Below are 25,694 nucleotides of genomic sequence, written 5' to 3' on the forward strand. Positions count from 1 at the left end.
GCGGGCTTGCCCTGCCCGGGGCGACGCGGGAACATAGCAGCGCCATCTGACCCGAGAGGAGCATACATGCCAGAGGAGCCCCAGGGGACAGGCGCCGAGACGGCTCGCTGGGCCAAAGTCATCGACCATACGCGCTGTATCGGCTGCCACGCCTGCACGACGGCCTGCAAGTCGGAGAACGAAGTCCCCCTCGGCGTCACCCGCACGTACGTGAAGTACGCCGATGTCGGGACATTCCCGGCTGCACGCCGGGCGTATCAGGTGACGCGCTGCAACCAGTGCGACGACGCTCCGTGCATAACGGCCTGTCCCACCGGAGCCATGTTCCGCCGCCCCGACGGGATCGTCGACTTCGACAAGTCGATCTGTATCGGCTGCAAGGCCTGCATCGCCGCCTGCCCCTACGACGCGATCTTCATCAACCCGGAGGACAATTCCGCGGAGAAGTGCAACTTCTGCGCGCACCGCATCGACATGGGACTGGAGCCGGCCTGCGTCACCGTGTGCCCGACCGAGGCGATCATCGTCGGTGACCTCGACGACCCCGCGTCGAAGGTGTCCCAGCTCGTCGCGCGCGACCCCGTGAGCGTCCGGCGCCCGGAGAAGGAGACCCATCCCAAGCTGTTCTACAAGGGCGCGCACCAGGCGACGCTCGATCCGCTGGCCGCCGTCCGGCCGGGCGGAGGTCTGTACATGTGGAGCGAGCAGCCGGACGGCCCCCACGAGATCGGATCCGGCCAGCCGTACCCGATGAGCGCGGATGGGCGCCACGGCCCGAACTCATCGGCCGCGGCGATCCTCTCCTACGATGTTTCACACACCGTACCGTGGGACTGGCGCGTGAGTCTCTACACGCTGACCAAGGGGGTCTCGGCCGGAGTCTACCTGGCCGCCCTCCTGCTCTGTCTGCTCGGAGGCCTCTCGTGGCAGGGCGGGGAATGGCTCACGCTCACGCCGCTCCTGGGACTGCTCGCCCTCGCCGTCACGGGCGGGCTCCTCATCTGGGATCTCGAGCACCCGGAGCGCTTCCTCCTCATCTTCACGCGACCCCAGATGAAGAGCTGGCTCGTCCGCGGCGCGATCGTGATATCCGGTTACGGTCTGGCCCTGACGGCGCACCTGGCGGCGGGGCTGGCCGGCGGCGACGGAGGGCTGGCGGCGACCCGCTGGATGGCGTGGGCGGGAGCGCCCCTGGCGGCGATGACCGCAGTCTACACCGCCTACCTCTTCGCCCAGGCCAAGGCGCGCGATCTGTGGCAGAACCCGCTCCTGCCGCCGCACTTCCTCGTCCAGGCCGTGCTGGCCGGCGGCGCGGCCCTGATGCTGGTCCCCTCGCTCGGCGCATCCGCCGCGCTGGGCCTTCTGGTAAGCCTCTCGTCCGCGGTGCACCTCCTGCTCGTGCTCGCCGAACTGACGCTCACGCACGCCACGGCCCACGCCGCCCTCGCCACCCGGAACATGGTGCGAGGCCGCTACGCCCCCTGGTTCTGGAGCGGAGCGCTGCTCGTGGCGCTGGGGGGCGCCCTGGCCGCGAGCCCCTTGAGCGCGGCCTGGGTCGCGCCGCTCGCCGGCGTCGCCGCCCTCGCGGGTCTGCTCGCGCATGAGCATGCCTACGTGCAGGCCGGCCAGTCGGTACCCCTCGCATGAGCGATCTCGGCGGCCCCGGCTCCAACGGCGCCGGCTCCGACTCCGATGGCCTCTCGCGCCGCCTCGACACACTGAACGAGCGCGTGAGCGCCGCGCGCAGCGAGACGGAGCGCCGGGGGGAGACCTTCTATCCCGGCCCGAGCCGCGCGCACCTCGCCGCCTTCCCGCCCCGCGAGCGCTGGGACCACTGGGTCGAACTCGATTCCAAGGCGTGGCCCGAGCGCCGCGAACGACGCTACATGCTCGTGCCGACGACCTGCTTCAACTGTGAATCCGCCTGCGGACTCCTGGCCTACGTCGACCGCGACACCCTCGAGGTCCGCAAGTTCGAGGGGAATCCGGAGCATCCCGGCTCGCGAGGCAGGAACTGCGCCAAGGGCCCGGCGACGCTGAACCAGATCGTCGATCCCGACCGGGTTCTCTATCCGCTCAAGCGAGCGGGCGCACGCGGGGAGGGGAAGTGGGTCAGAGTCTCCTGGGAGGAGGCGCTTTCCGACATCTCGACCCGGATCCGCAAGGCGCTGGACGAGGGCCGCCAACGCGAGATCATGTACCATGTGGGGCGGCCGGGCGAAGACGGATTCACCGAACGCCTGCTCGCCGCCTGGGGCGTCGACGGGCACAACTCGCACACGAATATCTGTTCTTCCAGCGCCCGCGCCGGCTACCAGTTCTGGATGGGCATGGACCGCCCGAGTCCCGACCACGCGCGGGCCGACGTCATCCTCCTCGTGAGCTCTCACCTCGAGGCCGGACACTACTTCAACCCTCACGCACAGCGCATCATCGACGGAGTCAAGAAGGGCGCGCGGCTGATCGTGTTCGATACGCGTCTGTCGAACACCGCGACCCACGCCGACCACTGGCTCCCGACCCAGCCCGGATCCGAAGCCGCCGTCCTCCTCGCGATCGCGAACCACCTGATCACGACGGGGGCCTGGGACCGGGAATTCGTCCGGCGCTGGTTCAACTGGAAGGAATACCTGGCGGCCGAGAAACCGGAACTGCCGCGGACGTTCGAATCGTTCGAGACCGCACTGCGCGAACTCTACGAGGGCTGCACGTTCGAGTGGGCCGCGGAGGAATCCGGCGTGGACGCCGCCCAATTGCGCGAGGTGGCCGAGATCGTGGCGCGCGCCGGCTCGCGCCTCTCCACCCACAACTGGCGGAGCGCCGCATCGGGCAACGAAGGCGGCTGGCAGGTGGCCCGGACCCTCTTCTTCCTGAACGCGCTCACCGGCTCCGTGGCGACGCCGGGCGGAACCTATCCAAGCACATGGAACAAGTTCATCCCGAAACCGATCCGCATGCCCCGCCACCCCGACCACTGGAACGAGCTCACATGGCCCGAGGAGTACCCGCTGGCCATGTACGAGGTGTCCTTCCTCCTCCCGCATCTCCTCAAGGAGGGGCGCGGGAAGCTCGACGTGTACTTCACTCGCGTCTACAACCCCGTGTGGACGAACCCGGACGGCTTCACATGGATCGAAGCCCTCACGGACGAGGAGAAGGTCGGCCTCCACGTCGCGCTCACGCCGACCTGGAACGAGTCGGCCTACTTCGCCGACTACGTCCTCCCCATGGGTCACGGACCCGAACGTCATGACCTGCATTCGTACGAGACGCACGACGGCCAGTGGATCGCCTTTCGTCAGCCCGTCCTGCGCACCGCGCGGCAGCGACTTGGCGAACAGGTCGCCGACACGCGCCACACGAACCCCGGCGAGGTCTGGGAGGAGAACGAATTCTGGCTCGAACTCTCGTGGCGGATAGATCCGGACGGGAGCCGCGGCATCCGTGAGTTCGTGGAGTCGAAGGAGAACCCCGGCCAGCGGCTCACGGTGGACGAATACTATGGCTGGATATTCGACCACTCCGTCCCCGGTCTCCCGGAGGCGGCGGAGGCCGACGGGCTCTCTCCCCTGGAGTACATGAGACGGTACGGCGCCTTCGAGGTGGCGCGTGACATCGGTCCCCTGTACGAGGAGCACGTACCGGTGGAGGAATTCCTGGACCCCCGGGAAGACGAGTTCGGCCGCATCTATACCCGAGCTTCCAGCCCCGCGGTCGTCAATCTGGCGCCGATGGGGACGCCCGATTCCGACCCCGAGGGACGACGGCCGGTGGGGGTGCGCGCGCCGGACGGTTCCATCCGGCGCGGGTTCCCGACTCCGAGCGGAAAGCTCGAGTTCTACTCTCCAACGCTCGTCGAATGGGGCTGGCCGGAGTACGCCGTCCCCGCCTACATCCGGAGCCATGTGCATCCGGCGGCCATGGAGCCGGATCAGATGTGCCTGATCTCCACCTTCCGGCTCCCGGTCCAGATTCACACGCGTTCGGCCAATTCAAAATGGCTGGACGAAATCGCCCACACGAATCCGCTCTGGCTCCACACGACGGACGCACGGAGGATCGACGTGAAGACGGGGGACCTCGTGCGCGTCGAGACCGAGATCGGCCACTTCGTCCTCAAGGCCTGGGTGACCGAGGGGATCAAGCCGGGCGTCGTGGCCTGCAGCCACCACATGGGACGGTGGAAGCTGGCGGACGGCGCGAACGTCGGCGAGCCGGGCAGGGCCGGCCGCGGAGAGCGGGAGGGCACCGGCGCCCAGCGGCAACTCATGGCGACCGTCGATCTGAGCGAGGATCTCCACGGCTGGAAGCTGTCGCGCAAGCGGGGGGCCGCGCCCTACGAGACCGAGGATCCGGACACGTCGCGGATCTGGTGGACGGACGTGGGCGTGCACCAGAACCTCACCTTCCCCGTACATCCCGATCCCGTGTCCGGGATGCACTGCTGGCACCAGGCGGTCCGCGTGGTCAAGGCCTCGCGTCGCGACCGTCACGGCGACATCCACGTCGACACGGACAAGGCACATCGCGTCTATCGCAACTGGCTGCAGAAGACCCGCGGTGCGCGGCAGCACTCTCCCGATGGGACCCGGCGCCCACACTGGCTGATCCGCCCCGTGCGTCCCGCGCGCGAAGCGTACGACCTCCCGGACTAGACGATGGAATTGTTCCGTGCGCTCGGCGCGCTGCTCGATGCCCCCTGCTCCGAGAACCGTCTCATCGGCCATCTCCTGGAGCTGGGTTCGGTGCCGGACGAGCCCACGCACAATGAACTGTTCCTGTTCCAGCTCTACCCGTACGCCTCCGCCTTCCTGGGCACGGACGGCCGCCTCGGCGGAGACGCGCGCGACCGGGTCGCCGGGTTCTGGCGCGCCCTCGAGACGGACCCGCCACCGGAACCGGATCACCTTCGGGCGCTGCTCGGAGGCTACGCCGCGCTGATCGAGGCCGAGCAGGAAGCGACGGGGCGGGCGGTGACGGCCTGGCGCGACGCGCGGCGCGCCTTCCTCTGGGAGCACATGCTCTCGTGGGTTCTCCCCTTTCTCGCCAAGCTCCGCCAGATCGCGCCGCCGTTCTATCGACGATGGGCGGACACCCTGGAGGCGCTTCTCTCCAGAGAGTCCGCTCACCTCGGACCCCCGACCCGACACCCCCTCGCGTTCCGGGAATCGAGCCCGGTGCCTGATCCCCGAACCGACGGAAGCACCGGCTTCATGTCCGCGCTGCTGAGTCCGGTTCGGAGCGGTCTCGTGCTCACGCGAGCCGACCTCGCGCGGGCCACGCGCGATCTCGGCCTGGGGCTCCGGGTTGGCGAGCGGGCCTACATCCTCCGATCCATGATGTCGCAGGGGCCGCGCGCGACCCTCGGCTGGCTCGCGCGGGAGGCACGAGAATGGGCACACCTGCACGATCGTGCAGGCGCCGCCGCCCCGGAGGTCGCCGATTTCTGGACCGAACGGGCACACGCGACCAGCCGGCTCCTCGACGCCCTCAGGGCCGATGTCGTCCGGCCCGCGCAGGTGTTCGATCCTCCGGCAGCAGTCCAGCAAGAGAGGCCCCGAGGATGACCGACCCCTCCAGGAAGCCGCCCCTCGACCCGGCGCGTTTCCGGGCCGTCTTCCTCCTCCTGCTCGTCGTCGGGATCAGCCTCCTGTTCCTCGAGATGATCCGGCCCTTCCTGACGGCGCTCTTCCTCGGGGCGATCCTGAGCGGTCTCCTGTACCCGGCCTACCGGGCGCTGGGCCGGTGGTTCGGCGGGAGGGAGGGGCTGGCCTCCGTCGCCGCGCTCATGCTGTTCGTCTTCCTCCTCCTCGCGCCCACAGCCGCGTTCCTCGGGATCGTCGCGAATCAGGCCGTGCACGTGACGCAGTCGGCGGGTCCCTGGATCGAGGAAATGCAGGCTCGGCTGCGGGAGCCGGGCGGGATCGACCGGCTCATCGACGGGATTCCGTGGATGGAGTCCCTGCGTCCGTATCAGGATCAGGTCGTCCAGAAGCTCGGCGAAGTCGCGGGCTCCATGGGCGGCTTTGTCGTTCAGGGGCTGACCGGAATCACGACCGCCACGGTGCGGATCGTCTTCCTGCTCTTCGTGATGCTGTACGCCATGTTCTTCTTCCTCAAGGACGGACGCGGTGTGCTGCACAAGGTCCTCTACTACCTCCCCCTGTCCGACGAAGACGAGAAGCGGATGCTCGATCGGTTCGTCTCCGTGACTCGCGCGATGGTCAAGGGGACGTTCCTCATCGGGATCGTGCAGGGCGGACTCGCCGGGCTCGCCTTCTGGGTGGTGGGGATCCCCTCGGCCGCGTTCTGGGGTACGGTCATGGCGGTGCTGTCGATCGTCCCCGGCGTCGGGTCCGCGCTCGTGTGGCTTCCCGCGGCGATCTACCTGCTCGCCTCAGGTCAGACGATCGCGGGGATCGGATTGATCCTGTGGTGCGGCCTCGTGGTGGGGACGCTGGACAACCTTATGCGGCCATGGCTGGTGGGACGCGACACCCGCATGCCCGACCTCATGATCCTGCTGGGGACGCTCGGCGGGCTGTTCGCGTTCGGGATGGCCGGTGTGCTGATCGGGCCCATCGTCGCGGCGCTCTTCATCACCGTGTGGGAACTGTACGGCGAGTCCTTCCAGGACATCCTGCCCGCCACCGCCTTCGCCACCGCCGCCGCCGACGAGATCGACAGCGAGATCGACAGCATGGACGACGTGCCGGACCCCGAGGTGCCGGCCGATCCGGAGCCCGACCGACCCGAGGCCTAGGGCAGCGGACCGCATGATGACCTCTGCCCCAGGCGTGCTGGACCGGCTCCGCGACGGCGGTGCGGCCCTCTCCCGCGTGACGGAACGCTGGGTGCCCGACGCCTGGGTCATCCTCATGTCGCTGACCGTAGTCGCGCTCGTCCTCGCGGTCACCGGAGGCGGGGCGACGATCCCCGAAGCTGGGCTGGCGTGGGGTACAGGCGTCTGGACGCTGCTCGAGTTGGCAATGCAGTTCTCCATCGCCATGGTGGCTGCCCACGCCTGCGCCTCGTCGCCACCGGTCTACCGGTTGCTCAATCGCCTCGCGAGCCTCCCGAACCCCGAGCGACCCGTCCAGGCCGTCGCCCTCGCCGCCGGGTTCTCCATGACCGCCGGCTATCTCAACTGGGCGTTCGGGCTCGTGGGTTCCGCGCTCTTCGTCCCGTTCATCCTCAAGCGCAACCCCCGCGCCGACGTGCGCCTCGTCATCGCCGCGGCGTACATGGGCATCGGGACCGTGTGGCAGAGCGGCCTCTCCAGCTCCGCGCCGCTCATCCTCGCCACCCCCGGCAACCCACTGCTCGAGCCCGGCACCGGGACTCCCGTCGTGGACCGGCTGTATCCCGTCACGGAGACGCTGTTCAATCCGTTCAACCTCGGGTACGCCGTCGCCATGCTGCTCGTCGGACTCGTCGCCGCGATGGCGCTGCACCCGCGCCGCGATGTCGTCACCCTCACCGAGGCGGAAGTCGAGGAGATCCTGCCCGCGCCACCGCCACGCGCGCGGCCGGCGACCACGCCCGCCCAGCGACTGGACCGCTTCCGCGGCTGGACGATCCTTGCCGCCGCGCTGTTCGCGTACCCGCTCATCCACTCGATCATCACCCGCGGCTTCGGCGCGAGCTGGACCATCAACGCGTACAACACGGTTTTCCTCCTCTCGGCGCTGCTCCTGCACGGCCGCCCGCTGTCGTTCCTGCGGGCCTGCCGCGACGGCGTGGGGGCCGCCTGGGGGGTCATCCTCCAGTTCCCGTTCTACGCCGGCATCTTCGGCGTCATCCAGAATACGAACCTCGGGAGCTGGCTCGGAGAGCAGTTCGCGGAGGTCGGCTCGACCCGGCTCTATCCGCTCGTGGTCTACTTCTACTCGGGCATCATGAGCCTCTTCATCCCCTCGGCCGGTTCCAAGTGGATGATCGAGGCGCCGTATGTGATCCCGGCCGGCGAAGTCCTCGACGTCTCGGTGATGACGACGCTGCTCGCCTACGCCTACGGAGACTCCGCCTTCAACCTCATCCACCCGTTCTGGGCGCTCCCGATTCTCGCCGTGACGCGGCGGCGCTTCGGGGAGGTGCTGGGGTACGCCTTCCTCATCTGGCTCGCGACGATCCTCCTCGGCATCGTGACGATGCTGGTCATCCCCACGAGGTGGTGACGTCATGAAGACGCTCCTCATCCTCCGGCACGCCAAGTCGTCCTGGGACCATCCGCGACTCAGCGACCACGACCGGCCTCTGAACGGGCGCGGGAACCGCGATGCGCCCCGGATGGGACGCCTGCTCGTGGACCGGGATCTCGTGCCGGAACGCATCGTGAGTTCGACCGCCGTGCGGGCGCGTTCGACCGCGGAACTCGCGGCGGCCGAATTCGATCGCGAGGTGGAGATCGAGACCACGAGGCGCCTCTACCTCGCGTCCCCGGACAGCTACGTCGAAGTCGTCGAGACGATGGGGGAAACGGCCGAGCGCCTGATGGTGGTCGGACACAACCCCGGCATCTCCGCTCTCGTCATGGGGTTGACGGGCGAAGTCGAATTCATGCCCACCGCCGCCCTCGCTGTGGTGGACCTGGACATCGGCGACTGGGCCGATCTGGGTTCCGCGGAGCGGGGCCGGCTGATCGCTTTCTGGCGGCCCAAGGCGCTCCCGCGCGACTGAAGTGCCCGGCGATGGCCGAACAACGTTCCCGCGGGAACGTCCAGCCACGGCCTGGGATCCCTTCCCCGCTCCCGAGGCTCCGGCATAGCTTCCGGGATGTCCCGAAACGTGCCGACCTGAGCGGAGGATGTCCCGATGACGCGACCTTCGATCCACTTCCGGGCCGCCGCGGCGGCGCTCGCCCTTCTCCTGCTTTCCGGCGTTCGGGCCGAAGCCCAGGAGACGGCCGCACAGGATCCCGGGGTCGCCGAGGCCCTCCACCTGCTCGACGTCTGGATGGATGCGGCGCAGGCCTTCGGCGGGATCCCCGGCGCCTCGCTCGCCGTCGTGCACGACCAGGAACTGGTGTGGGCGAAGGGATATGGCTACGCGCACGTGGAGCGCCGGGAGCCGGCCGCCCCGTCGACGATGTATTCGATCTGCTCCATCTCGAAGCTCTTCACCTCCGTGGGCGTGCTGCAACTGCGCGACCAGGGGAAACTGGCGCTGGACGACCCGGTGGCGAAGCACCTCGAGTGGTTCACGATCAAGGACGTCTTCCCCGAGGCGGGACCCGTCACGATCGAAGGGCTCCTCACCCACTCTTCCGGTCTCCCGCGCGAGGCCGCGGCTCCGTACTGGACCGGCCCCGACTATCCCTTCCCGACGCACGACGAGATCGTCGAGAGGGTTTCGTCACAGGCGATGCTCTATCCGCCCCGGACGTACTTCCAGTACTCGAACCTGGCGCTCACCCTGGCGGGGGAAACCGTCGCGGCGGTGTCGGGACATTCGTTCGACGACTACGTGCGCGCGAACATCCTCGACCCGCTCGGCATGTCCAGCACCTTCACCGACCTGGAGGACCGTTTCCGGGGGAACCGGCTGGCCAGCGGATACACGGCGCGGGGGCGCGACGGCGAGCGCGGGCTCGTGCCCGACTACTGGGTGCGCGGCATCAGTCCGGCCGCCGGGTTCATCTCGACGGTGGAAGATCTGGGGCGCTTCGCCTCCTGGCAGTTCCGCGTTCTCGACGGCGACGACGCGCTGCTCGACCGCAACACACTGCGCGAGATGCACCGCGTCCACTGGCTCGAACCGGACGGCGAAACCACCTACGGGCTGGGCTTCTCCGTGTGGAAGTCCGACGGCGACACCTTCGTGGGGCACGGAGGCTCGTGCCCGGGCTACCGGAGCCAACTCCTGCTGCGGCCGCAGGACCGGATCGCCACCACGTTCATGACGAACGGCCAGGGGGTCAACGCGCGCAGTTTCGCCCAGACCGCATTCGACATCATGGCTCCCGCGCTGCGGCGCGCGGCGAAGGGGGAGTCGGCCACGACCGCCGACGCGGCGCTGCAGCGTTACACCGGCACCTACCAGCGCCCTCTGGGCGGCGAGAGCGCCGTGCTCGTCTGGGACGGCGACCTGCACGTGCTGTCGCTCCCGTCGGGCAACCCGCTCGACGCGATGGAGCGGCTCCGCCACATCGAGGGCGACACCTTCCGCCGCGTGCGGGACAACGGCGACCTGGGAGAGGAGTTCATCTTCGAGGAGATGCCGGACGGCGCGATGCGCATGTGGCGCAACAACAACTTCAGCGTGCGACCGGCCGGCTTGTGACCGAGAGGGTGTAGACGAGGTCGTCGAGCGGGGAGTCGTCGCCGCTCCCCGAGTTCGCGGCCACGTGCAGCACGATGGGCGCCTCCGTCTCGGGGGCGCGCCATTCGAACGTCCATTCCGCGACGTCGTCGGCCGGTCTTGACCCGGCCCGCGTGTGCTGGACGTAGTCCGTGTCGGCGTCCTCCGCCCACACCACGGTGACCCTGTCGTCGAGCGGCCGGATCTCGCCGGCCCCGGTGCCTCGGTGCTCCCCGTAATCGAACCGGAACGACGCCTGGAAGCCGGCCGAGAGCATCTCGAAGCTCTCGAGGCGGATCGTCACGGGATGGCGCTGGCCCGGACGGTAGCCGTCCTCGAGGCCGAGCACCTCCAGCGTGGAGCCCGGTTCGTTGAGCGGCGCGCCGATGTGACAGGTGGCGCAGGTCGGCTCCCCGAAGCCCCCCGTGTGGCCCGCAGGCGGCCCCTCGATGTGCGCGACGCTCGGCTCGGATTCCGGGTTCGCCACCGGGCTCGCCACCGGGCTCGCAGCGACCGTGGCCATCGCAAAGAGGCCCGCAGCGCACAGCGTGGCCGCGGGCCTCCCGATGGAACCGCTGATCCTCACGGCGCGCCCCGGAGCGCCCGCCGCCAAGGACACGCCCCACGCATCAGCGTGTGCGCGGCGACACCACGGCCCGCCCGACCGTGTTCACGTCGGTGCCGAACCAGATCGAGTCCGTATCCGGGTCGTAGTACATGTGCCGGATCGTGCCGCCGCCGCTCGGCACGTCGAGCATGCCCAGGAACTCCTCGGTCTCGGTGTCGAAGCCCACGAACCGGTTCGGCTGGATCCCCGTCTCGACCAGCCACACACGGTCGTACTTGTCGATCGCCACCCCGTAGGGACGCGACTCCGCGCCGGCCGGCAGGTCGTACTCGCGCTGGAAGCCGCCACCCTCGACCACGAGGCCGATCTTTCCGCGGCTGTAGTCGACATACCAGATCCGGTCCTTCGAGTCGATGACCAGCCGACGAGGCCGCGACCCCTCAGGCAGGTCGTAGCCGATGAGTTCGAACGAGGCCGGCTCCACCATCCCGATCAGGTTTGTGTTGAAGTGCGCGATCCAGGGTCGGTTTTCCGAGTCGAGCTTGACTCCGTAGGGACGGCTCGAGCCCAAGCCGCGACGCGTCTCCACCTCGGGCGCCTCGACCAGCCGCACGTCTCGCGATTCCTTGTCGAGGAAGCCGATCAGGTTCCCCCCCTGCACGGAAAACCAGATGTCGCCGTTGTCATCCCAGATCAGCGTGTGCGGATCCCGCGCGCGCTCGTCCGGCATCATGATCTTGTCGATCTCGCCCGTGGCCGGGTCGATGATCCCGATGTGGTTCGCCCGGTTTCCGGCGTAATAGACCATCCCGTCTTCGTCGACGATCAGGTTGTGGGGTCCCGTGCCGTCCTCCATGTCGTAGCGCTTGAACTCGCCGCTGGCAGGATCGAACACGGCGGCATAGTGCGCAGCCTGCCCGACGAACCACACCCGGCCGTCCGGAGCCACGAACGGGTCGCGTGGACGGCTCTCGTCGTAGGGCACCGTCCATTCATCGATCGTGAGAAGGTCGGCGGCCGCCGTATGCTCCTGGGCCGTTGCGGTCCCTGAGCCGACGATGGCCGCCATGGCCGCGAACCCTGCGGCCGCGAGCGCGGTTGCCCGAATTCGATGGGTCATCTCCGTGCCTCCTCGATCATGGTTTCCGGGGTCCTGTTCAGGAAGACGCCTGATCGCGCGAAACCGTTGATTTCCGCGCCCCCCGCACCTTCGGCGTCAGATAGATATTGGCGGTCAGGCGACCGAACAGGAAGCCCGTGAAGGCGGCGGTGGCACCGACCCAGCCCAGCCCCCACCCGACGGCGACGAACACCGCGGCCACGGCCACGATCTCCGCCGCCGTGGCGACGATGATCGGGCCCGTCGTCCGATTCCGGATCAGCGTACCGCGCTGCAGCGACAGCACCACGCCGAGGAAGGGTACCGGCGTAAGGACGCGGGCCGCCGGGATCGCGAAGGACGCCAGTTCCGGTGTGAGGCCCGACACATGGACAAACCAGAGGTGAGAGAGCGGCGTGAAGGCGATGAGCCCGAGGACGCCGGAGAGTCCCGCGCCGAGGCCGATGGCAAAGCGGCGGATCTCCGCGTAGCCCTGGTTGCGGCGTCCGAGCAGGGCGATCACCGCGTCCTGGAAGCTGAGGCCCACGGCACGGAAGATGAACCCGAGCGAGTGCACGACAGGAAACACCGCCAGCGATTCGACGGGCGAGGCGGCACGGCCCATGAAGAAGGTCAGCATGGGCTGGATGGCGATCCCGATGAGCGACGTGAGCATCAGGGGGAGGTAGAAGCGCCCGATCTCGGAGAAACGCAGTTCTCCGCCTTCCGCCGGCCCGGCCGAGGGGTCCGCCGTCGAGACGCCGACCCGGCCGATCTCCGCGATGTCGTGCGGATCGGCCGAGACCGGCGGTCGGCCGACCCCGGCAGCCCCGCGGTGGGCCGGGCCGAGCAGGGCCCCGATCGCGCCCCGGGCCATCCAGCGGGCCGCGACCGCCTCCACGACCACGCCGAACGACAGCGCGGAGGCACCGACCGAGGCGCCCGGCAGGTCCGTGGAGACGGCAAGCGCGATCGCCGCCGCCGACATGGCGACCAGCCGTACGACGGTCCCGCCCGCCACGAGCCGCGTGCGGCCCGACCGGATCAGGACCCCCTGCCAGAAGCGCCGGTAGCCGATCGCGGCCGGCCAGGGCAGGAAGCACCACAGCGCGCCGTACGTCAGGCGGGCCAGATCCTCGGGCAGTCCGAGCACGCCGATCATGAGCCAGCCGTGAACCGGCGGCACGAGCACGACGAGCAGCATCACCGTCGAGAAGGCGTTCAGTCCGTGCGCGAACGTCCGCAGCCTCCGGTACGAGACCGCGTCCTCCACCAGCGCGGTCGAGGCGCTGAGCAGCATGATGACCGGCGCCTCCATGAGCACGGCCATCGCGATCGCGACGCCGTACGCCGCCAGCCCCAGCGTGGGCTCGGGCAGCCGCGCCACGACCGCCGCCAGATAGGGCCCCTCGACCGCCATCATCACCCACGTGGCGGCGAGCGGCGCCCAGAACGCGAGGATGCGGCGCGGGGACAGGTCCGTCGCGGCCCGGGCCATGGAGTTGGAGGGCACGAAGCGGCGTTTACTCCGGAATCACAGGAATTATGGCGAGCGACGCCTATTGATCTGGTAGGCAAGTTCGCTGAAAAAGAACCCCAGCCCGGCGATCATTGCGATGATGCCCGCGACACCAACCGAGACCGCCAACGGCACGGTGAGCACGTTCCACGCGGCTTCCGCCGAGTGGACCCATCGATCCAGCACGTCGGCCACCTCGCGGAGCTGGAAGTATCCCCAGGGGACGAACCACCACCCCCACCAGGCACGGTTCGGTTTCCCGACGCCCGATTTCGCGAGCAGCCACCGCCCGAAGCCGGCCCAGGCGAGCGCTGTAACCGGAAGCCAGATCACGGTTGCGAGGACGATCCACGGATTCATCAGTCACCTCGTTTGGGCGAAAAGGATCCGGCACACGTCGCGGCCCGGTCTACCCACGCTGCAACGTCGCCATCGGATTGGATACCCGCCACATGTCGCCGTTCATCGCGAAGCAGATGTCAGGCGAACAGGGCGCGCAGGAGTTCCAGGCAGGCGACCCAGCCCAGCCGGTGCCCCTCGGTGGCTTCCGCGGCCGGGAATCCCTCGTGGGTGACGACGACCCGCGTCCCTCCGCCCTCGGCCAGAAACTCGACGGTCACCACGGTCTCGCCGACAGAGTGCTCCCCCTCCCAGTCCCACGTGTAGACGAGCCGGTTCGGGGGTTCGACCTGGCGGTACACGCCGAAGGCTGTGTGGTCCACCCCCTCCGCGTCCCGCATCCGAATCTTCCACGCGCCACCTGCGGAGAGGTCGACCTGCGACTCGGCCACCGACGCTCCGGGAGGAGCGGACCAACGGGAGATCAGCTCCGGCTCTGTCCAGGCGCGGAACACCGCGGCGGGCGGGGCGGGAATCAGTTTCGAAACGCGGAGTCGTGTACCGGAAGCGGCGGTCATGCGGATTCTCCTCCTCTCGAAGTATCGGGCGAGGGCGTCGAGTTTGTCCGATCCCAGGCCGGCTCGTCAAGGAACCGGTTCTGGCGCGAATGGGAGGGAAGAAGTCTGTTGTCGATCCGTAGATTGGTTGACGGCTCGTGGGGTAAGGACCGCCTGCGCACGTGAATCCGGTGAAGCTCATCGTACCAGCTCTCGCCGCGGCCCTTCTGGTTCCCGCGGTTGCGGTGGCCCAGGGGCCTCGGTCACCCATGGAGAGGTTCGCCCTGTTCACCTCCTGCGGCCCCGTGAACGTGGAGGTCTTCGTAACCAACAGCGGCGGGGCGGGCGGCATCACCCGGGAATCCGTCGAGGGGATGACGACGAGCCGGCTGAGGGAGGCCCGAATCTACGCCCCCACCGACCAGCCGGCCTGGTCCCTGCTCCGGGTCACCGTCTTCATCGGCACCCAGGGAGTGACCGCGAACACGGCCCAGACCGTGTACATCATCCGCCTCCGGTTCATGAAGCTCGTCTACGACCAGCTCAGCGATCCCCAGCTCGCCGCGAATCCCGGACGCCTCTCCTCCGACTCGCTCGGCGCCGCGCTCCAGTGGATCCACTGGGCGCCGACGTGGGAATCTCCGCGGCCCGGCATCGGCTTCTACGGTGGACGCCGCGACGACGTCATCACGGGCACGATCGGCACGATGCTGGACGAGTTCGTCACCGAGTACCTGCGCGTCAACGGCGAGTCCTGCCCATAGCGGGCTGCTGGTTCATTGGGACCCGCCGGCCTTGAGCAGGCGAGCGAGGGCAGCCTCCATCGCGCTCCGGACCTCGCCGGCCCAGGCGGTCAGGAGCACCGTCTCGAGTGCGTCGTCGCGCGCCAGGGCCTCGACCACGGTCTCGACTGCGATGCGGCAGGCCGGACGCACCGGAAACCCGAAGGCGCCGCAGCTGATGGCCGGAAACGCCACGGTTCGCAGCCCGAGCCCGATCGCGAGCCGGAGCGACTCCCGATAGCAGGAAGCGAGCAGCCCCCTCTCCCCCCGGCCTCCACCCTGCCACACCGGCCCCACCGTGTGGATCACGTAGCGGGCCGGCAGCCGGAAGCCCGGCGTGATGCGAGCCTCGCCCGTCGGACAGCGCACGCCCGGGTGCGCCTCGGGCAGCGCGCGACAGGCCTGCACAAGCTCCGGTCCGGCGGCGTCGTGGATCGCCCCGTCGACACCGCCCCCTCCCTTCAACTGTTCGTTTGCCGCGTTCACGATGGCGTCCACGGGCAGTGCCGTGAGGTCACCACCCCAGATCGTGAGACGAGACTCGATAAGCTCGATCAACTTGCCCCCTTTGCCGCCGACACTCCCCGGTCCTTAGGTTTCCGGTTCCGAAGCGCGCCCGGACCTGGCACCCGTGTACCCATTCCGAGAGGATCGCTGTTGCGCAAGCTTCGCGTAGGGATTGTGGATCTGGTCGCCAAGGGGCCGACGAAGTCGCTCTACGCGAAGGTCATGCACGCGAACCTCGCGAGCATCATGCCGCAGGTGCTCGCCGTCTGGTGTGAAGAGGCCGGTCACGACGTGAGCCTCGTCTGCTACACCGGCCTCGAGAACCTCGTCGACGAACTCCCGGAGGATATCGACCTCCTCTTCGTCGGCGCCTTCTCCCAGGGCGCCCAGCTCGCCTACGCGATCAGCGAGATGTTCCGCCAGCGCGGCGCCGTCACCTGTATCGGCGGGCCGCACGCGCGCTGCTACCCCCAGGATTCGCAGAAGTACTTCGACTACGTGTTCGGCTTCACCGACAAGGCCACGCTGAACGAAGTGCTGGACGACTGCCAGCCGCACCGCCCGCTCGGACGCCACGTGACGGCCGAGACGCAGCCGCTTTCCCTGCCGGGGGTGCGCGCCCGCTGGAAGTACATCGAGCCGACGCTCCAGAAGGCGCCGCTCATCAAGATGGTCCCGATGATCGGCAGCCTCGGGTGCCCCTACACGTGCAGCTTCTGCATCGACTCGGTCGTCCCCTACCAGGCGCTCGATTTCGACGAGATGCGGGACGACCTGCGCTTCCTGGCGCGCAAGATGAAGAAGCCCACGGTCGGCTGGCACGACCCCAACTTCGGCGTGCGGTTCGACGATCATCTGGGCGCGATCGAGGAAGCCGTCCCGCCGGGCACGATCCAGTTCATTGCGGAAAGCAGTCTCTCACTCCTCGGCGAGCCGCGCCTCAAGCGTCTGGCGAAGAACGGCTTCCGCGCCATCCTCCCGGGGGTCGAGTCCTGGTACATGCTCGGGAACAAGTCGAAGTCGCGGAACCGTCACGGAATGGAGAAGGTCCGGCAGGTGTCGGATCACTCCAACCTCATCACGAGCTATATCCCCTATCTCCAGACCAACTTCGTGATGGGTCTCGACTGTGACGAAGGTCCCGACCCCTTCGAACTCACGAAGAAGTTCATCGACGCGTCGCCCGCCGCCTTCCCCGGGTACTCCCTGCTCACGTCGTTCGGGGAGGCGGCGCCGCTCAACCTGGGATACCAGAAGGAGGGACGGCTGCTCGGCTTCCCGTTCCACTTCCTCAACAACCATCACGCGATGAACCTGAAGCCGAAGAACTACGAGTGGATCGAGTTCTACGATCATGTGATCGATCTCACGAAATACAGCTTCTCGAAGCAGGCCATCTGGCGGCGGCTCAAGGCCAACAGCGGCGGCATCCCGCGCATCATGAACGTCGTGCGCGCGATCTCCTCCGAAGGGAAGGGGCGGATCGAGTACTACAGCACCGTGCGTGAGAAGCTCGCCACGGACACGAAGTTCCGGGCCTACTTCGAGGGCGAGTCGGACGTGCTGCCCCAGTTCTACATCGACCGGGTGAAGAACGACCTCGGGCCGCTGTGGGAGTTCCTGCCCGAGGGCGCGCTCGAACACGACGCCTACGCCTACCTCAAGGCCACCGGAGGAAAGCCGCCGCAGCAGGCTCGAGCCGGGGCCATCGCCCACTAGGACGGGATGTCCCGGGCGTTCGTCAACGAGGACGCGTCTCACGAACCCGAGCCGCGCTACACGCTCCCCCCGCGCGAGTCACCGCGCTTCGACGCGGCTGCGGCCCGCGCCCTCCTCGAAGGCGCCCACATCGGGAACACGCAGAGCGCCGAGGCCGCCACGGGGTACGCCTGGGGCGATCCCGTCCTGATCCCGCACGTCGAAGCTCTGATCCGCGAGGCGGAAGCACTGGGGGATGAAAGGATGGCCCGCCTCGGCCGCCGCTATCTCCGCAAGGCAGGTCGCTGAGAGGGGAAGCCGATGCCATCCCCGCGGGGAGCGCTCACTTCGCGGACCCGGTATCTGAGGATCGTGCGGTATTCGTCCGGGTTCCCCGGTCCGGCCATGGTCGGGCCGAGGACGTATTCCTCTTCGTGTCCTCCGACCGTCTCGTAGCCCTCGGTCTCGACGAAGGCCTTGAGCCGCTCGACCGTCGGCCGCTCCGCGTCGTAGCGACCGACGTGAAGGATCTCCGCGACCGCTCCGTATTCCCACGTCGTGATCGTGGCGGTCACACCCTCCGGAGGCGTGTGCGCCGGCAACGAGTCCACCGTCTCCGGTAGCGGTAGCGCGTAGCGGCCCACCCATTCGGCCCGGGGCATCTCGTTGAGGTCTTCCTGCCACCGGGCTCGCGCCACCGGGGGCGTAAAGCCGGTCGCCGCTCCGCTCGAGAAATAGAGCTGGAACAGGAGCCCGAACGCCGCGCCGCCGATGTCGTCGGGGTCTCCGACCGCCCGGACTTCCAGCATCCGCTCGTCCGCCCGCTCCACGATGCGCGGCTCAACAAGGTGTTCGTAAGCCGTGGGGTCCACTTCCTGCGCCTGAAGCGGGCTGTTGCCGGCTACAGCCACTAACAGCCCGGCGAGACACCCGATCGCCCTCCGCCCAGCCGAGGCGGTCAAGGCAGGCCCAGGACCGGAATGCCCACCGCACGGACGCCTGCTACCATGCCGCCGTCGTAGCTGGCGAACTCAACGTCGGGACCCCGATCCCGAACAAACCGGCATGATGCGATGTGCGGCGCGTCGAGTGTACGAACGGGGACGGGAAACGGGTCGAGAGCGCGAGCGAGCGTCGGCGGTGCCAACTCCACGAATGAGGTAGCTAACCTCGTCAACGATGGCCGGCTTCCAGACGCCGATCCCCCCCGCCGAGTTCGTCAGAGTACGATGTCGCGCACCGGACTCCGCACTCCCTCTTCCTCGAAGTCGAGGCGGTTCAACGGAGACCGGGAAAGAAGTTCGTGGAGGGTGCCCGGCCTGGCGCGTGCCTGAAGCTCGTCGAATTCTGCCGCGCCCACGACAACGACGGTGTCCCGACCGCGCCGTGGAGATCGCCGGGAGTACGATCCGGGGTTGCTTGGCGTCAGCGTAGTGTCTCCAATTCCAATGTGACCAATCTGGTCAAATGATGAGTGTCGGAGCCGACAGCCGCCACGCCCAGTCTGGAGGCGGGGTGTCGTGCGGTGACCGTCGGCGTGTTCATCGCTCCACTCGTGAGTTGGCCTCGAGGCAGATCGTCCACCAGACGGCACCCAGCGCGGCAGCGCTGGCGAGGAGGTGCAGCGTGAGGCCGATCTCCTCCGCCGAGTCCAGGGCGCCGGCGCGCTCCAGCCGTTGGCGCCAGTCGTGCCGGTGGTCTCCGATGACGCTCTCCGCCGACCACAGTACGCCGACCGCCGCGGGGACGGCCTCCCCCCGCCGCCATAGCCGGAACGTGATGAAGAACGGCACGGCAAGCTGTAGAAACGGGCCGCCCAGCACGCCGAGCGTCTCTCCGAAGAGGGAGGCCCGGCCAAATCGGTCACCGCGCCGTCCACGCGCTGCGAGAGCGATACGGTGTAGCTGCCCGGCAGCGCCATGGACCCGTTGCCACCGCCGCCCCCGAATCCGCCGAAGCCGCCCCCGCCACCACCGCTATCTCCGCTCCGCCAAGCGGCACTGAAGCGCGGCGCCTCTCCCCACAGCCGCCGATGGCGGTGCCCTGCGGACCGGTCGGTGGCGAAGTGCGGCAAAGGGAGCCAGGATAACGATCGTGGATCGTCGGGACGGATGGGGGCGGGGGTGTTCTGCCCGGATTGCCGAGGTCCGCGACCGTGCGTGGAGGCGAAGATTGGATCGGATACCCAGGCTGGTCGCCGGCATAACCGGAACCGCGGCCGCGCTTTTCTATCGCGTCGACCGGCACGGGCCTCCACTCCCCGAAGGTCCGTTGATCGTGGCGGCCAACCATCCCAACAGCCTGGTCGACGCGCTGCTGATCTTCCGCTGCAGCGAGCGGATCACGCGGCCGCTGGGTCGCGCACCACTCTTCGACAGGTCTCTTCTGGGTCCGGTGCTGCGTGCGCTGGGCGGCATACCGGTCTACCGGAGGGAGGACGATCCCGAGGCGACGCACCGCAACGATGAGATGTTTCGGTCTGCGGTCGACGCGCTCCACGGGGGTGGCGCGATCCAGATCTATCCCGAGGGCAGGAGCCACTCCGAGGCGCACCTGGTGGAGTTCCGCACGGGCACCGCTCGGATCGCGCTGCAGGCGGAGGAGGGTGCCGACTGGGGGCTCGGGCTGTCCATCGTTCCGGTGGGGATCACCTATGCCGCCAAGGAGTTGGCCAGAACCGAGGTCGCCGTGCGCTTCGGCAAGGCGTTTGGGTGCGCGGACCTGAAGAATGGGTACCGGGAGGATCCCGTCGCCACAGTGCGCAGGCTTAACGAGCGGATCGAGAGGGGGATCCGCCGCCAGACGCTGAACTTCGACCGTCACTGCGACCGGATCCTCGTGGAGGTGGCGGAGCAACTCTACGTGCGCGAGTCGCGGTGGGTTCCGTGGCGGGTCCGGGAACGGCTGGGCACGCGGTTCCCTCGCCTTCAGCGTTTTGGCAGGGGGCTGGAATGGATCCGCGCGGCGCACCCGGAGGAACACCGCCGCCTGATTGAGAAGGTGGAGCGGTACGCCGCGCTCAACGACGAGCTCAACGCCGGGGAAGGGGGCGTGCCTCCCCGCTACAGCTTCCTCCCGGTCGCAAGATACGTCCTCCTGCGCGGGACGCTCCTGGCGCTTGGGCTTCCCTTCGCGATGGCCGGATCCCTGCTCTGGGTTCCCGTTGCCCGGCTTCCCGGCTTCGTCGTCAGGCGCGTGAAGCCCCAGTTCGAGGTCACGGCGACGATCAAGCTGGCGACGCTCCTGGGCGGAACGTTTGCGGCCTGGATCCTGTGGCCGGTGCTGGGCTACCTGGCGGGGGGTATGTCGGTGGCCGCGGTGGCGGCCGTCCTGGCTCCGGTGTGCGGCTTCGTGACCATGCTGTGGGTGGAACTCGCCCGCGAGGTCCGCGAGGACACCGCCCTCTTTCTGCGGCTGCTGGGCCGCCCCGATCTCCGCGAGCAGTTCGCCGAGCTGCGCTCGGAACTCACCGAGACGTTTCGGCAGCTGGAGAAGCGGTGGATGGAGGAACGGCAGGAGAACGTGCCGAGGGAGGGTGAGCGGCCGGTGCCGGGCGAAGCGGTTGGCAGGGAAGAAGCGTAAGGTTCACGGGAGTTCCCCGACCGGGATACCCATGGCCCGGGCGGCACTGACCATGCGGTGGTCGTAGCTGGCAAGTTCGACGGCTTGGCCACGCCCCCGCAGAAACTCCAGCGATGCCAGGTGAAGCCCGTCCAGTGTCCGAACCGGGACCGGGAACGCGTCGAGCGCACGAGTCAGCACGGGCGGCGCCAACTCCACCAGCGAGATTTGAGCGATTACCGCGTGTGCGGCCTCCGACCGCGATGCCGCCAACTCCCTCGCGTGCAGAGTTGTCCAGATCTCATATTCCAAGAGGCGGCTGGAGACGAGGTCCTCGGCCCAGAAAGCGGTGGGCGGACGGCGATCTTCGGCGAGCAAGTGGGCCAGGACGACCGAGGTGTCGACGTAGATCACCGATCGCTGCGGTGGCCTTCCAGTTCATCGAGCAACTCGGATAGCGTCGCCACCGGCGGCCCGCCGCGGGGAGGCTCGGAACCCGAAGAGAGAGCAGGCGTCAGCCAGCCCTTCCGCACCGCATCGGCGAGCATGGCGTCGGCGAGGACCGGGCTCCGTGATGCACGCGGGGGACCGATCTCTGCGACCACCCGGTCGCGGTCCGTGACGAGTACGGTCTCGCCCGCCGCGGCGAGACGTACGTACTCGCTCAGCTTGCTATTCAGCATCTTGATGCCTACGGATCTCATGCTTTAAAGGTAGCTACCAGTAGCCACTTATGTCAATCGATGGCCTCGGATTCGTGGCGGATCGTCCACCAGACGGTACCCATCGCGGCGGCGCTGGCGACGAGATGCAGGACGAGGCCGATCTCCTCAGCCGAGCCGAGGGCGTCGGCGCGATCGAGAAGGTTGCGCCAGTCGTGCGGGTGGTCTCCGATCAGGGGCAGGGCGAGGCGGTTCGCGTCGGCCATGTACTCCGCCGTGTACATGAGGCTCTCCGCCGACCACAGTGCGCCGACCGCCGCCGGGACTGCCTCCCCTCGCCGCCACAGCCGGAACGTGATGAAGAATGGCACCGCGAGCTGAAGTAACGGGCCAGCCAGCACGCCGAGCGTTTCTCCGAAGAGGGAGAAGACGAGGTGCCCCCCCTCGTGGATGAGGAGGTTGATCCCGTCCACCCAGTGGTAGCGGTAGAAGAAGACGAGCCACGCCGCGTACACGCACATGACGACGAGCCCCACCCGCCGGGGCCCAATCGTTTTCCACAGGTACGAGAGGATTTTCACGATGGGGAGCCCCCGGCTCGGCTACGGGCGGCTCGGGTGCCGCCCCCGCGCGGGAGAGCCGACACCTATCCGTTCGGCGGCCAGGCGGGGAGGGCGCGGCCCGTCGTCCACGGCACGCCGGCCTCCTCCAGCCGATCCTCCAGCGCGGGCAGGTCCGTCTCGATCAGCTGCCGCATGTCCGGATACAGCGCGGTGAAGGCGTCGTTCGCGATCCGGTACTGCTCGCGGTGCGTCTGCGTGGGGCCGTGCATGCCGTTCCAGTGGCCGCGGACGACCTGGTTCACGCGGGCCACGATCCCCGGCATTTCCGGCTCGGCGCGGGAGGCCCGGGTGCGGGAGCCGCTGAGCGTCTCCTGCAGGTCGAGCAGCCGCAGCTCCAGCGCCCGGGCGTCGTTGCGCAGGGCCGGGTCCGCCGCCGGCCAGCGGTCCACGGCCTGCTTCATGGACGAGATGCGGGCCATCGCGGCCGTCGCCACGCGCTGCGTCCCGGTGACGGCGCGGAGCAGCTCCCCGGTCTCCCGCTGGAAGGCGAGCACCGCCGCCCGGTCCCGGGGCGGGATCGCCGAGCCCCCCATGGGCGCGATCTCGAACGGCACCGGGCCCACCAGCTCGGTCACCTCGCCGTCCACGCGCTGCGAGAGCGACACCGTGTAGCTCCCCGGCAGCGCCATGGGTCCGTTGCCGCCGCCCCCGCCGAAGCCTCCGAAGCCGCCCCCGCCACCTCCGCCGCCCGTGACCGGGTTGTAGCCCGGATACCGGTAGTTCCACGTCGCCCGGCGCATGCCCCGCGAGGTCGACCCGTTCACCGTGTTCACGATGTTCCCATCCTCGTCCCGCACCGTGAGGAACACCCGCGGCGCCTCCTCCCGGTCCTCCGCCTCCAGCTCTTCCCACGTCGGGTAGGGCGTGTCGTCCCCTCGCCGCTGCGCCCGCCGCTCCTCCGCCTGCCGCGCCGCCTCCCGCGTGCGCAGCGTCTCGCCCACGTAGTAGGTGAACGTGGCCCCGAAGTCAGGGTTGTCCGCCGTGTAGAAGTCCGACCCGCTCGTGCCGCCCGGGCTCCATCTCAGGAACATCTCCCCGTTCTCCACCTCGAAGATGTGCCCCTCCGAGGCGAGAATCTCGTCCGACCGCGCCGCGAGTTCCCTGAGCGGCGTGTAGTCGTCGACCACATAGAAGGAGCGCCCGAAGGTGGCCGCGACGAGATCGCCCTCCCGCTTCTGGATCTCGAGTTCACGCACCGGGATCGTCGGCAGCCCGCTCCCCAGCTCGAGCCACGACCCGCCCCCGTCCACCGAGGCGAAAGCCGAGAATTCCGTCCCCACGAACAGCAGACTCGGCTCGACGTGGTCCTGTACGATCGTGAACGCGGGGCCGTTCTCCGGCAGATCCGAAGCGATCGACGTCCACGTCACGCCGCGGTCCGTCGACTTCAGCACATAGGGTTGGAAGTCGCCCCGCTTGAAGTTGTTGATGACCGCGAACACAGTGTTCGGATCGTGCAGCGACGCCTCCACGTCGTGGACGAAGCTCGTGTCCGGCACCCCCGGAAAACTCTCCACCGCGCGCCAGTTCTCGCCCCCGTCCTCCGTCACCTGCACGAGACCGTCGTCCGTCCCCACGTAGATGAGCCCTTCCACAAGCGGCGATTCCGAGACCGCGACGATGTGCCCGAACACCGACGTCGAGCGGTTCTTGCCCACCGCGTCCACGCTCCACACCCGGCCCATCACCTCGAGCTGGTTGCGGTCGATGTTCCGCGTGAGATCGCCCGAGATCGGCCGCCAGGTCGAGGCCTGGTCGTCCGAGCGGAAGAGGATCTGCGCCCCATAGTAGAGACGGTGATTGTCGTGCGGGGACATGTGGAGCCCCGCGTCCCAGTACCAGCGCAGCGGGGGACCGTCCGCGTCCTCCTGCGGCTGGATGTCGAGCCGCTCCTTCGAGACGCGGTCGAAGCGCGACAGGACGCCGTTTTGAAGCTGGGAGTAGATGATGTCGGGGTTCTCGGGGTCGATCACAGGGTCGAAGCCGTCGCCCCCCAGCGTCACGTACCAGTGCGAGTTCCGGATCCCCGCGTTGTCGAGCGTCTGCGAGGGGCCGCCCCACGTGTTGTTGTCCTGCGTCCCCCCGTACACGTAGTAGAACGGCTCGTCGTTCGAGGTCGCGACCTTGTAGTACTGCGTGAGCGGCAGGTTGGCGAAGAAGTGCCAGTTCTCCCCGAAGTCCCGCGTCTCGTAGAGCCCCCCGTCGTTACCGAGGATGATGTGCTCCGGGTCGTCCGGATCGAACGCGATCGCATGGTGGTCGACGTGCACGCCCTGCGTGGGGAGCCGTCCCCACGTCTCCCCGCCGTCCTCCGACATCTGCACGAAGGTGTCGAGCGAGTAGATGCGGTCGAAGCGGTGCGGGTCCGCGTACAGTTCGTGGTAGTACATGGGCGCGCCCGACTGGTAGCGCGAGGTCCGCGACCAGTTCTCCCCCATGTTCTCCGAGCGGAAGGTGCCCCCGGCGTCGCCGGCCGCCTCCACGATGGCGTACAGGACGTCCGGCTGCTGCGGAGAGATCGCGAACCCGATGCGCCCCTTGTCCCCCGAGGGGAGGCCGCGGTTGATCTCCCGCCACGTGCTCCCGCCGTCGGTCGACTTGTGGATCCCCGAGCCGGGCCCGCCGTCGATCATCGTCCACTGGTGACGCCGCCGCTGCCACGAGGTCGCGTACATCACGTCGGGGTTCCGCGGGTCGAGGAAGACCTCGTTCACCCCCGTGTGTTCGTCGATCTCGAGCACCAGGTCCCAGCTCTCGCCGCCGTCCGTCGTCCGGTACAGCCCGCGCTCGCCGCCCTCGTTCCACAGCGGTCCCTGGGCCGCGACGAAGACGATGTCCGAATCATGAGGATGGACCGCGATCATCCCGATGTGTTCGGAGGTCTCGAGCCCCATGTTCGTGAACGAGCGCCCGCCGTCGATCGACTTGTAGACGCCGTCCCCGTACCCGACCGAGCGCTGCCCGTTGTTCTCCCCCGTCCCGACCCAGAGCGTGAGATGGTCGCCGGGGTCGAGCGCGATGGCCCCGATGGAGTACGACCCGTAGTTGTCGAAGATGGGGGTCCAGGTGGTCCCGGCATTCGTCGTCTTCCACACGTTCCCGGAGGAGGCCGCCACGTACCACACGCTCCGGTCCGTGGGATCGACCGCGATGTCCGCGATGCGCCCGGACGCGACGGCGGGGCCGATGCTCCGCCACTGGAGTCCGGAGATGAACCCGGAGTTCAGTTCGGCCGCCCCGTCGTCTTCGTCTTCACCCTCCTGGGCGGCCAGCGCTCCGGGGCCGCTGAGGGCGCCGAGACTCGCCATTACCGCGAGGAGGAGGGCGGGGAACCGCGAGATGACGCCGCAGCGGGCGTGTGGGTTCGCGTGGAACCTGTCGAGATCGATCATGATCGCACCTTGTCGGCTTTAGCTGTGGCTATCGGGCGGTGCCGCGTGTGGAATTCGTGGCTTGGGAAGGTCGGCCCGGGGATGGGAG

At 68.5% G+C, this 25,694-nt stretch carries 24 protein-coding genes; 11 read left to right on the forward strand and 13 right to left on the reverse strand.

The genetic code is table 11. From position 1 onward, the window contains the following. Positions 1-66: 66 nt before the first annotated feature. The 7 genes from ACN9M6_RS13780 (at position 67) to ACN9M6_RS13810 (ending at position 10,281) form a co-directional block, all read left to right on the forward strand. A complete protein-coding gene (locus tag ACN9M6_RS13780; protein WP_419163462.1) occupies positions 67-1,647 on the forward strand; it encodes a 4Fe-4S dicluster domain-containing protein in 1,581 nt (526 codons plus the stop codon). Beyond that, a complete protein-coding gene (locus ACN9M6_RS13785) occupies positions 1,644-4,655 on the forward strand; it encodes a molybdopterin-dependent oxidoreductase (protein WP_419163463.1) in 3,012 nt (1,003 codons plus the stop codon). The genes ACN9M6_RS13780 and ACN9M6_RS13785 overlap by 4 nt, the downstream gene beginning before the upstream one ends. Positions 4,656-4,658: 3 nt before the next feature. Beyond that, positions 4,659-5,567 (forward strand): TorD/DmsD family molecular chaperone, encoded by a 909-nt coding sequence (locus ACN9M6_RS13790; RefSeq protein ID WP_419163464.1) that lies wholly within the window; start codon positions 4,659-4,661, stop codon positions 5,565-5,567. Next, complete coding sequence (locus tag ACN9M6_RS13795) at positions 5,564-6,763, forward strand: AI-2E family transporter (protein ID WP_419163465.1); 1,200 nt, start codon at positions 5,564-5,566, stop codon at positions 6,761-6,763. Before ACN9M6_RS13790 ends, ACN9M6_RS13795 begins: the two co-directional genes overlap by 4 nt. A 16-nt stretch (positions 6,764-6,779) precedes the next feature. Continuing rightward, positions 6,780-8,177 carry a TIGR00366 family protein gene (locus tag ACN9M6_RS13800; RefSeq protein ID WP_419163466.1) on the forward strand — a complete coding sequence of 466 codons (1,398 nt, stop codon included), beginning with the start codon at positions 6,780-6,782 and terminating at the stop codon, positions 8,175-8,177. A 4-nt stretch (positions 8,178-8,181) separates the two neighbouring features. After that, positions 8,182-8,679, forward strand: coding sequence for a SixA phosphatase family protein (locus ACN9M6_RS13805; protein ID WP_419163467.1), 498 nt, complete (start codon positions 8,182-8,184; stop codon positions 8,677-8,679). 135 nt (positions 8,680-8,814) lie between these two features. After that, positions 8,815-10,281 (forward strand): serine hydrolase, encoded by a 1,467-nt coding sequence (locus tag ACN9M6_RS13810; protein ID WP_419163468.1) that lies wholly within the window; start codon positions 8,815-8,817, stop codon positions 10,279-10,281. On the opposite strand, the gene ACN9M6_RS13815 is transcribed toward ACN9M6_RS13810, so the two are convergent. The 5 genes from ACN9M6_RS13815 to ACN9M6_RS13835 form a co-directional block, all read right to left on the reverse strand. Further along, a complete protein-coding gene (locus ACN9M6_RS13815; protein WP_419163469.1) occupies positions 10,256-10,918 on the reverse strand; it encodes a choice-of-anchor V domain-containing protein in 663 nt (220 codons plus the stop codon). The two genes, ACN9M6_RS13810 and ACN9M6_RS13815, sit on opposite strands and share 26 nt — an antisense overlap. Before the next feature lie 10 nt (positions 10,919-10,928). Further along, the gene (locus ACN9M6_RS13820; RefSeq protein WP_419163470.1) at positions 10,929-11,987 is read right to left on the reverse strand and encodes a virginiamycin B lyase family protein; all 1,059 of its coding nucleotides are present in this window, start codon (positions 11,985-11,987) and stop codon (positions 10,929-10,931) included. Between the two features lie 37 nt (positions 11,988-12,024). Next, positions 12,025-13,479 (reverse strand): hypothetical protein, encoded by a 1,455-nt coding sequence (locus tag ACN9M6_RS13825; RefSeq protein WP_419163471.1) that lies wholly within the window; start codon positions 13,477-13,479, stop codon positions 12,025-12,027. A 30-nt stretch (positions 13,480-13,509) separates the two neighbouring features. After that, entirely contained in the window at positions 13,510-13,845 is a 336-nt protein-coding gene (locus ACN9M6_RS13830; RefSeq protein ID WP_419163472.1) for a hypothetical protein, read from the reverse strand. A 119-nt stretch (positions 13,846-13,964) separates the two neighbouring features. Then, positions 13,965-14,402 carry an SRPBCC family protein gene (locus tag ACN9M6_RS13835; RefSeq protein WP_419163473.1) on the reverse strand — a complete coding sequence of 146 codons (438 nt, stop codon included), beginning with the start codon at positions 14,400-14,402 and terminating at the stop codon, positions 13,965-13,967. 170 nt (positions 14,403-14,572) lie between these two features. On the opposite strand from ACN9M6_RS13835, the gene ACN9M6_RS13840 reads away from it, so the two are divergent. Then, positions 14,573-15,145 (forward strand): hypothetical protein, encoded by a 573-nt coding sequence (locus ACN9M6_RS13840; protein WP_419163474.1) that lies wholly within the window; start codon positions 14,573-14,575, stop codon positions 15,143-15,145. Positions 15,146-15,157: 12 nt separating this feature from the next. Here ACN9M6_RS13840 and ACN9M6_RS13845 read toward each other — a convergent pair whose 3' ends face one another. Next, the gene (locus tag ACN9M6_RS13845; protein ID WP_419163475.1) at positions 15,158-15,721 is read right to left on the reverse strand and encodes an O-acetyl-ADP-ribose deacetylase; all 564 of its coding nucleotides are present in this window, start codon (positions 15,719-15,721) and stop codon (positions 15,158-15,160) included. Positions 15,722-15,820: 99 nt separating this feature from the next. Here ACN9M6_RS13845 and ACN9M6_RS13850 point away from each other — a divergent pair, with 99 nt between their 5' ends. Beyond that, entirely contained in the window at positions 15,821-17,389 is a 1,569-nt protein-coding gene (locus tag ACN9M6_RS13850; RefSeq protein WP_419163476.1) for a B12-binding domain-containing radical SAM protein, read from the forward strand. Between the two features lie 6 nt (positions 17,390-17,395). Then, complete coding sequence (locus ACN9M6_RS13855) at positions 17,396-17,677, forward strand: hypothetical protein (protein ID WP_419163477.1); 282 nt, start codon at positions 17,396-17,398, stop codon at positions 17,675-17,677. Here the strand turns inward: ACN9M6_RS13855 and ACN9M6_RS13860 are convergent. From ACN9M6_RS13860 to ACN9M6_RS13870, 3 genes are all read right to left on the reverse strand, one after another. Further along, positions 17,653-18,279, reverse strand: coding sequence for a hypothetical protein (locus ACN9M6_RS13860; RefSeq protein WP_419163478.1), 627 nt, complete (start codon positions 18,277-18,279; stop codon positions 17,653-17,655). The two genes, ACN9M6_RS13855 and ACN9M6_RS13860, sit on opposite strands and share 25 nt — an antisense overlap. 308 nt (positions 18,280-18,587) lie before the next feature. Further along, a complete protein-coding gene (locus tag ACN9M6_RS13865) occupies positions 18,588-18,728 on the reverse strand; it encodes a hypothetical protein (protein ID WP_419163479.1) in 141 nt (46 codons plus the stop codon). A 181-nt stretch (positions 18,729-18,909) separates the two neighbouring features. Next, positions 18,910-19,191, reverse strand: a complete 282-nt coding sequence (locus ACN9M6_RS13870; RefSeq protein WP_419163480.1) for a hypothetical protein — start codon at positions 19,189-19,191, stop codon at positions 18,910-18,912. A gap of 349 nt (positions 19,192-19,540) precedes the next feature. Between ACN9M6_RS13870 and ACN9M6_RS13875 the strand changes: the two genes are divergently transcribed. Beyond that, entirely contained in the window at positions 19,541-20,950 is a 1,410-nt protein-coding gene (locus ACN9M6_RS13875) for a 1-acyl-sn-glycerol-3-phosphate acyltransferase (RefSeq protein ID WP_419163481.1), read from the forward strand. Positions 20,951-20,953: 3 nt separating this feature from the next. Here ACN9M6_RS13875 and ACN9M6_RS13880 read toward each other — a convergent pair whose 3' ends face one another. The 4 genes from ACN9M6_RS13880 to ACN9M6_RS13895 form a co-directional block, all read right to left on the reverse strand. Further along, complete coding sequence (locus tag ACN9M6_RS13880; RefSeq protein WP_419163482.1) at positions 20,954-21,343, reverse strand: PIN domain-containing protein; 390 nt, start codon at positions 21,341-21,343, stop codon at positions 20,954-20,956. Then, on the reverse strand, positions 21,340-21,612 hold the full coding sequence (locus ACN9M6_RS13885; protein WP_419163483.1) for a type II toxin-antitoxin system Phd/YefM family antitoxin: 273 nt from the start codon (positions 21,610-21,612) through the stop codon (positions 21,340-21,342). The genes ACN9M6_RS13880 and ACN9M6_RS13885 overlap by 4 nt, the downstream gene beginning before the upstream one ends. Positions 21,613-21,665: 53 nt before the next feature. Further along, a complete protein-coding gene (locus ACN9M6_RS13890; protein ID WP_419163484.1) occupies positions 21,666-22,172 on the reverse strand; it encodes a hypothetical protein in 507 nt (168 codons plus the stop codon). Between the two features lie 65 nt (positions 22,173-22,237). Next, positions 22,238-25,606, reverse strand: coding sequence for a glycosyl hydrolase (locus ACN9M6_RS13895; RefSeq protein WP_419163485.1), 3,369 nt, complete (start codon positions 25,604-25,606; stop codon positions 22,238-22,240). Positions 25,607-25,694 lie beyond the last annotated feature (88 nt).

The organism is Candidatus Palauibacter sp. (assembly GCF_965197445.1).
GTDB lineage: Bacteria > Gemmatimonadota > Gemmatimonadetes > Palauibacterales > Palauibacteraceae > Palauibacter.